General features: G+C 73.1%; 6 protein-coding genes. 2 read left to right on the forward strand and 4 right to left on the reverse strand.

Annotated elements, in window-relative coordinates; all coding sequences use genetic code 11:
- Positions 1–2: 2 nt before the first annotated feature.
- The gene (locus ACWGIU_RS24705) at positions 3–1,292 is read right to left on the reverse strand and encodes an ATP-binding protein (RefSeq protein ID WP_453709173.1); all 1,290 of its coding nucleotides are present in this window, start codon (positions 1,290–1,292) and stop codon (positions 3–5) included.
- A gap of 159 nt (positions 1,293–1,451) precedes the next feature.
- Here ACWGIU_RS24705 and ACWGIU_RS24710 point away from each other — a divergent pair, with 159 nt between their 5' ends.
- Both ACWGIU_RS24710 and ACWGIU_RS24715 read left to right on the forward strand, forming a co-directional pair.
- Positions 1,452–2,993 (forward strand): glycosyltransferase family 39 protein, encoded by a 1,542-nt coding sequence (locus ACWGIU_RS24710; protein ID WP_453709175.1) that lies wholly within the window; start codon positions 1,452–1,454, stop codon positions 2,991–2,993.
- Positions 2,994–3,133: 140 nt separating this feature from the next.
- Complete coding sequence (locus tag ACWGIU_RS24715; protein WP_453709177.1) at positions 3,134–3,898, forward strand: trypsin-like serine peptidase; 765 nt, start codon at positions 3,134–3,136, stop codon at positions 3,896–3,898.
- A 21-nt stretch (positions 3,899–3,919) separates the two neighbouring features.
- On the opposite strand, the gene ACWGIU_RS24720 is transcribed toward ACWGIU_RS24715, so the two are convergent.
- The 3 genes from ACWGIU_RS24720 to lnt all read right to left on the reverse strand — a co-directional run.
- Positions 3,920–5,137 carry an acyltransferase family protein gene (locus ACWGIU_RS24720; RefSeq protein ID WP_453709179.1) on the reverse strand — a complete coding sequence of 406 codons (1,218 nt, stop codon included), beginning with the start codon at positions 5,135–5,137 and terminating at the stop codon, positions 3,920–3,922.
- A 102-nt stretch (positions 5,138–5,239) separates the two neighbouring features.
- Positions 5,240–5,722 (reverse strand): NUDIX hydrolase, encoded by a 483-nt coding sequence (locus tag ACWGIU_RS24725; RefSeq protein ID WP_453709181.1) that lies wholly within the window; start codon positions 5,720–5,722, stop codon positions 5,240–5,242.
- A 37-nt stretch (positions 5,723–5,759) separates the two neighbouring features.
- On the reverse strand, positions 5,760–6,947 hold a 1,188-nt coding region (gene lnt, locus ACWGIU_RS24730), incomplete at its 5' end, for an apolipoprotein N-acyltransferase (protein ID WP_453709183.1).

The following is a 6,947-nucleotide window of genomic DNA, read 5'->3' on the forward strand; positions in this document are numbered from 1 at the left end:
GGTCAGAACCGGGCGTGCGCGGTGATGTCAGCCTCGAACTCGCCCGTCATCGCCGGGGTCACCGTCGGCCGGCACTGCCGGACCGCCGCCAGGTGGTCCTCCGTGGTCGCGCCCAGCTGGGCGGCCGCCGCGCCCCGCGCGCCCACCGTCTCCAGGTCCCGCTCGAAGGACACCTGCGCCGCGATCCGCGCCGCGTGCTCGATGTCGGCCGGCGTGAACAGTTCGGTGGCCGCCACCAGGGCGTTCACGTCGACGTCCGCGCGGCCCGCCGTGTAGCGGGACCAGATCGCGGCGCGCGCCCCGGCGTCCGGGGTGCCGATCGGGATGAGGTAGTCGAAGCGCCCGGGGCGCAGGAAGGCAGGGTCCAGGGAGCGGATGGAGTTGGTGGCGCACACCAGCAGCCGCTCGTCGCCCTCCCGGAAGCCCGGTATCAGTTTCAGCAGCTCGTTCGTCACGCCGTGGATCCCGCCGGGCTGGGCGGGCTCGGTGCGCACCGGTGCGATCTCCTCGACCTCGTCGATGAAGACGAGGACGCGCTCCAGCTCGGCGATCCGGGCGAAGGCGTCGCGCAGCGCGGCCGCCAGGTTGCCCTCGTCGGCGAGGCGGGAGGGCAGCAGTTCCACGAAGGGCCAGCCGAGCCGGGAGGCGATGGCCCGGGCGAAGGTGGTCTTGCCGGTGCCGGGCGGGCCGAAGAGGGTGATGGCGCGCGGTGGCCGCACGCCGTGCGAGGCGGCCCGCTCGGGCTCGGCGAGCGGCAGCACCACGCGCCGCTCGATGAGATCCTTCTCCCTCTCCATGCCCGCGACCTCGGCCCACAGGTCGTTGGGCAGGAAGCGGCCCCCGAGGTCGTCGAGGAGACCCGCGGCCGGTCCGTGCAGCGGCTCGGTCTTCTCGAAGTAGGCGACGGCCGGCTGCCGGGTGTATCCGGCGTTGAGGAGGCCCTCGCCGAGCATGTCCTCCTCCGGCAGGACGTACGCGATGCGGCCGACGCGCGCGGCGATGAGCCGTCGCTCCAGTTCGACGAGCAGGGCGCTGGCCAGGCCCCGGCCGCGCCAGCCGGCGGCGATCGCGATGCGCATGACCCAGGCGCGTTCGCCGGTGACGCAGGCGAGCGCCGCGCCGATGGGGACGCCCTGGTGGACGGCGACCACACAGGGCTGGCGGTCGGTCAGCGCGCTGATGCACTCGGCGAGCGAGAAGACGGACTCCTGGCCGAGTTCGGCCGTGGTGTCGATCAGATGGACCACCGCTGCGAGATCGCTCTCGCGGTAGTCGTGGATGAGCCAGTTCACCGGGTACCGCCCCTCGTTCGTGCTCCTGCGGCGAGGCTAGGGGCGGCGGGCCTGACGATCACGCTCCGTGGTGCACAACACCCGGTCCGGAAACCGTCCGTGGCGTCCATAGACTGGTGCTTTCCGCCGACGCTCCGCACCGAGGATCCGCGCACCTTCATGCCTTCCGACATACCTGCCCTGTCCGAATCCCGGTGCCGGCGCGTTCTGGTGTGGCTGGTCCCCCTGATGTGGACCCTGGGGCTCGGTCTGTGGGGGCTCTCCCGGCAGGACAGCGTGTGGCGGGACGAGGCGGCGACCTGGCAGGTGGCGGGGCGGTCGGCGGACGAGATATGGGCGATGCTCGCGAACGTGGACGCCGTGCACGGGCTCTACTACCTGCTGATGCACGGGCTCTTCGAGGTTTTCGGGGCGAGTACGGCGACCCTGCGGCTGCCGTCGGTGCTGGCCGTCTCGGCCGCCGCGGTGTGCGTGGCGCTGATCGGGCGGCGCCTGGCCGGGTTCTGGGCGGGGCTCGGCGGCGGGCTGGCCCTCGGGCTGCTGCCGGCGGTCCAGTTCCACCTCCAGGAGGGACGCCCGTACGCGCTGGTCGCGGCGGGGGCCGGGCTCTCCACGCTGCTGCTGGTCTCGCTCCTGGAGCGCGGGCCCGGGCGGCGGACCTGGCCGCGCTGGGCGGCGTACGGGATCGCCGTGCTGCTGTGCGCCCTGCTGAACTGGCTGTCCCTGCTGGTCCTGCCCGCGCACGCGACGACCCTGGGGTGGGTGCGGGCCGGGCGCCATGTGTGGCTGCGCTGGGTGGCGTACGGCTCGGGCGCGGTGGCGGGGGCGCTGCCGCTCATCCTGTTCAGCCGCGGCCAGTCCGAGCAGGTGTCGTGGATACCGCCGCTGACCTGGACCATGCTGGTCGGTCCGGGGATCCTCCTGGCGATCGGCGGCCTGGCGGCGTGGGCGGACCGGCCGGAGCGCTCGGACCTCAAGGCGCTCCCGGTGGCGGCGGTGGGCCTGGGGGCGTGGGCGGACCGGCCGGAGCGCTCGGACCTCAAGGCGCTCCCGGTGGCGGCGGTCGGCCTGCCGCTGCTGGCGGTGCCCCAGCTCGGGCTGATCGGGCTGTCCCTGGTGCAACCGCTGTTCCAGGACCGGTACGTGCTGTTCAGCATGGTGGGGCTGGCGCTGCTGATCGGCGCCGCCCTGGGTGCCGCCGTACGGGCCTGCGCACCGCGCCTGCCGAGGGCGGCGGGTCTGCTGGTGCCGGGCGTGGCCGGCGTCTCGGTACTGGCCCTGCTGCCGGTGGAGCTGGACAAGCGGGCCCCGTCCAGCCGGCTCGACGACGTCCTCGCGGTGGCCGGCGAGGTGGCCGGGCTGAAGCGGGACGGGGACGCGGTGCTGTTCGTCCCGGCCGCGCGGCGGGACACGGCGCTGGTCTCCCCCGGTGCCTTCGGAGGGCTGGCCGATGTGGCGCTGGCCGCGTCCCCGGCCGCCTCGGCCACCTTGAAGGGCGAGGAGGAGGACCCCGCCCGCATCCGGGCGGCGCTGCTCGGGCAGCGGCGGGTGCTGCTGGTGACGGACTCGGAGAAGGTGGCGAAGGCGCCGTCGACGGAGCGTGACAAGGCCAAGACGGCGGTCCTGCGGGAGCACTTCGCGGTGGTGGCGGACCGGCAGGTGCGGGGGCGCCGGGTGACGGTGTACGAGCGGCGCGGATAGCCGCCGATCGGCTGCCGAGATCCGACATAGCGGGGCCTGTCCGGGCATGCCCCGGCTTTCACGCGAGGTTCACAGGATTCACAGGGGATTCATACGGAACGTCATCCTCCGGACATAGGTTCGGCGGGCAGGGTGGAAGGATGATCCACTCCACGCTCCCCCGAACGGCCCGGCGCACCCGTGCGCGGCGGGCGTCCCGGATCCTGCTCGCGCTGGCCGCGATGGGCGCGCTGCTCGGCGTGGACGTGCCGGACGCCGGACCGCCGCTCGGCGTGACCGCGCGGGCCCTGCCCGGCGCCAGCGCCGACCGGGTGGGCGCGCTCTTCGCGGGCGGGCAGGACGGCGGTCACTTCTGCACCGCCTCCGTGGTGCAGAGCGAGGAGGGCGATGTGATCGCCACCGCCGCCCACTGTCTGGAGAGTCCGTACACCACCCTCTTCGCGCCGGGCTACCGCGACGGCAAGGCCCCGTACGGCTTCTGGAAGCTCACCGGCGCGTACCTCGCTCCGGGCTGGACGGGCGGCCAGGACCCGGACGACGACGTCGCCTTCGCCACGGTGGCCCCGGTGGACGGCGGGCGGACCGAGGCCGTGGAGGACCTCGTGGGCGGTTTCCCGGTCGCCGCCGAGCAGCCGGACGACGCGACGGTGACGGTCATCGGCTACCCGCGGATCCTGGAGGCCCCGGTGCGCTGCGCGAACATCACCGGCCTCTTCTCCGCGACCCAGCGCCGGATCGGCTGCCCGGACCTCACCGGCGGCACCAGCGGGAGCCCCTGGCTGGTGGACGGCGCGCTGGCCGGGGTGCTCGGCGGCCACGAGGGCGGCGGGAGCGTCCCGGAGATCTCGTACAGCGCGGTACTGGGCGACCGGGCGGCCGAGCTGTACCGGGAAGCACGCTCCTGAGGCGGTCGGGCCCCGAGGCCGTCAGGGCCTGACGACCGTCCCGCGGCCGGCCGGGATGCGTTCCGCGTCGGGGGCGGAGGGCTGTGCGGGCAACAGCTCGATCGACGGACCGCGGGAGGTGTCCGTCCGGATGTCGTGCATCCCGCGGCGCAGTCCGTCGCGCAGCCGCCGGCCGAGCGGGCGTTCCACGAGCCGGTGGATGATCCAGGCGAGCGCCAGCATCGTGGCGGTCACCCCGATGACCAGGGGTACGGGAGCCATCTCGCGGCGGAAGTGATGGATGAGGGTCAGCCCGGCCATCATGTGGATCAGGTAGAGCGGGTAGGTGAGCGCTCCGGCGTGCGGGAGCCAGCGCCACCGGACGCCGTCGAGGGCGCCGAGCGCTATGGCCGCCATCAGGGCGAAGCCGAGCGCGATGATCAGATGGGCGGGCCAGGCAGGCGTCCGCTCGGTGGCTGCCCGGCCCAGACTGGAGATCATGCGGGCGTGTACGTGGTGCTGCGCGAGAAGGAACTGGACGCCGACGACGGCCCACAGGACGGCGTTCGGGCGGAAGCGGCGCATCAGGTAGAAGCCGATGCCCGCGATGAAGTAGGGGGACGAGGTCGAGGCCGCGAAGAAGGACAGCACGCCGTTGTCCGCGGTGGGGGCCACGACGCCGGCCAGGGTCCAGGCCGCACAGAACAGGACGCAGTTGCGGTAGGTCACGCCGCGCATGACCACGATCGCGAACAGTACGTAGAACTTGAGCTCGACGAAGAGCGTCCAGTAGGCGTCGTCGATGTTCGGGACCCCGACGCCGCCCTGGAGCATCGAGAGGTTCACCACGACATCGCTGAACCGCCCGACCTTCCTGACCTCGGGCCAGGCGAACAGCACGAGGGAGGTGAAGGCCACGGCCGCCCAGTAGGCGGGGAAGAGCCGGGAGATCCGGGACACCGCGAAGTCGCCCACGGTGCGGCCCCAGGCGCTCATGCAGATGACGAACCCGCTGACCAGGAAAAATATCTCGACGCCGAGCCAGCCGTAGACGGCGAGCCGGTGGGCGTTCGGGAAGATCTCCGCGGGCGCTTTCCCCCAGGCGCTTTCAAGGGCGAAGTAGTGGTAGAAGAGCACCCCGAGCGCGGCGAGGACCCGGATCCCGTCGAGGACCGCCAGGCGCCCGCCGGGAACCGCTCCGGCCGACGCGCGACCACGGCCGCCCGCCTCGGACACACCGGCTGCACTGCGCGAGGTCATCCCTCGACCGCCCCCTCGAATGTACGACTGTCCGACAACCGCTCTGGATCAGCGGAACCTTACAGCGCACGTACGCGCCGCTGACATCGCCGGTCCGGGAGGTCAGCCGAGATCAGCGGGGGTCTCGAACCAGGTCGGCTCGTCGCGCAGGGCTCGATGGATCCGGTCCAGGCCGAAGGGATCCAGCGGAGGCAGCGCGTCCACCTCGAACCAGGCCACTTCGAGGGACTCGTGGTCGTTGGGCCGCGCCTCGCCACCCGTCGCCCGGCAGCGGAAGGTGATGTCCTGGAACTGGCAGACGTCACCGTTGGGGTAGGTGATCGCCTCCGTCATCTGGACGAGGACCACGCGCTCGACGACGCAGCGCACCGCCGTCTCCTCGTACACCTCGCGCACGGCGGTCTCGGCGGGCTGCTCCCCCGGCTCGGCGATTCCGCCGACCACCGCCCAGTGCCCGGTGTCGGAGCGCCGGCCGAGCAGCACCCGGCCGAGGTCGTCGAAGACGATGGCCGTGACCCCGGGCAGCAGGAGCAGCTGGTGCCCGGCAGTGGCGCGGATCCGGCGGATGAAATCGGGTGTGGTCATGTCCCGACCCTACGAGGCCGCCGTACGGGACCCGTCGTCAGGCTGCGCGGCGCGAGCGGAGCCGGCGGTTCAGGATCCGGCCGAGGCCGCCGGCGGCCAGCAGGAGCAGCGCGTACTCCGGGAGCGGGCCGACGACCGTGGCCGGGGTACGGCCGGAGCGCAGCGGGATCTCGGCGACCAGCGCGTCCGCGGTGAACATCTCGGTCTGCGAGACGATCTTCCCGTCGGGGCGGATGACGGCGCTGACGCCGCTGGTGACGGGGACGAGGACGGTCCGGCTGTGCTCGACCGCGCGGACCCGGTCCATGGCGAGCTGCTGGTAGGTCATCTGGGTCCGGCCGAAGGTGGCGTTGTTGCTCGGTACGGCGATCACCTGGGCGCCCGCCTCGACGGTGGAACGGACGGCGTCGTCGAAGGCGGCCTCGAAGCAGGTGACCATGCCGACTCCGCTGCCGGCCATGTCGAAGACGCCGGGGTCCTTACCGGGACCGAAGTCACGGCGCACCCGGTCCACGTCGGAGCTGAAGAGGCGGACGACGGAGCGCATCGGGATGCGCTCGCCGAAGGGCTGGATCTTGCGCTTGTCGTAGGTCACGGTGGGGCCCTTGACCGGGTCCCACAGGATCATCGTGTTGCGCAGCGGGCCCGTCTCCGGGGCCACCACGGCGCCGATCGCGACGGGCACGCCGATGGCCTTGACGGCCTGGTCGATGACGTCGTGCGCGTCGGGCTCGGCGTACGGGTCGAGGTCGGAGGAGTTCTCCGGCCAGACGACGAAGTCGGGCTTCGGGGCGCGCCCGGCCCTGACGTCCTCGGCGAGCTGGACGGTGCGCTTGGCGTGGTTGTCGAGGACGGCCCGGCGCTGGGAGTTGAAGTCGAGGCCGAGGCGGGGCACGTTGCCCTGGATGACGGCGACCACGGCGGTGCCGTCCTCGGCCGCGTCCGAGACCAGCGGGCGGGCGGCGAGGCCCACGCCGATCGGGGCGGCGACGGTGAGCGCGGTCAGCGCGGCGGCCGTGCGGCCGGGGTGGCGGCGGGCGGTGCGCAGGGCTTCGTAAAGGCCGAATCCGCAGAGGGCGACACCGAAGGAGAGCAGCGGTGTGCCGCCGAGGGCGGCGAGCGGGGTGAAGACGCCGTCGGCCTGTCCGAAGGCGAGCTTGCCCCAGGGGAAGCCTCCGAAGGGGGCCCGGGCCCGCAGGGCCTCGCCCGCGACCCAGATGGCGGC

Source organism: Streptomyces sp. NPDC054840 (assembly GCF_053611065.1).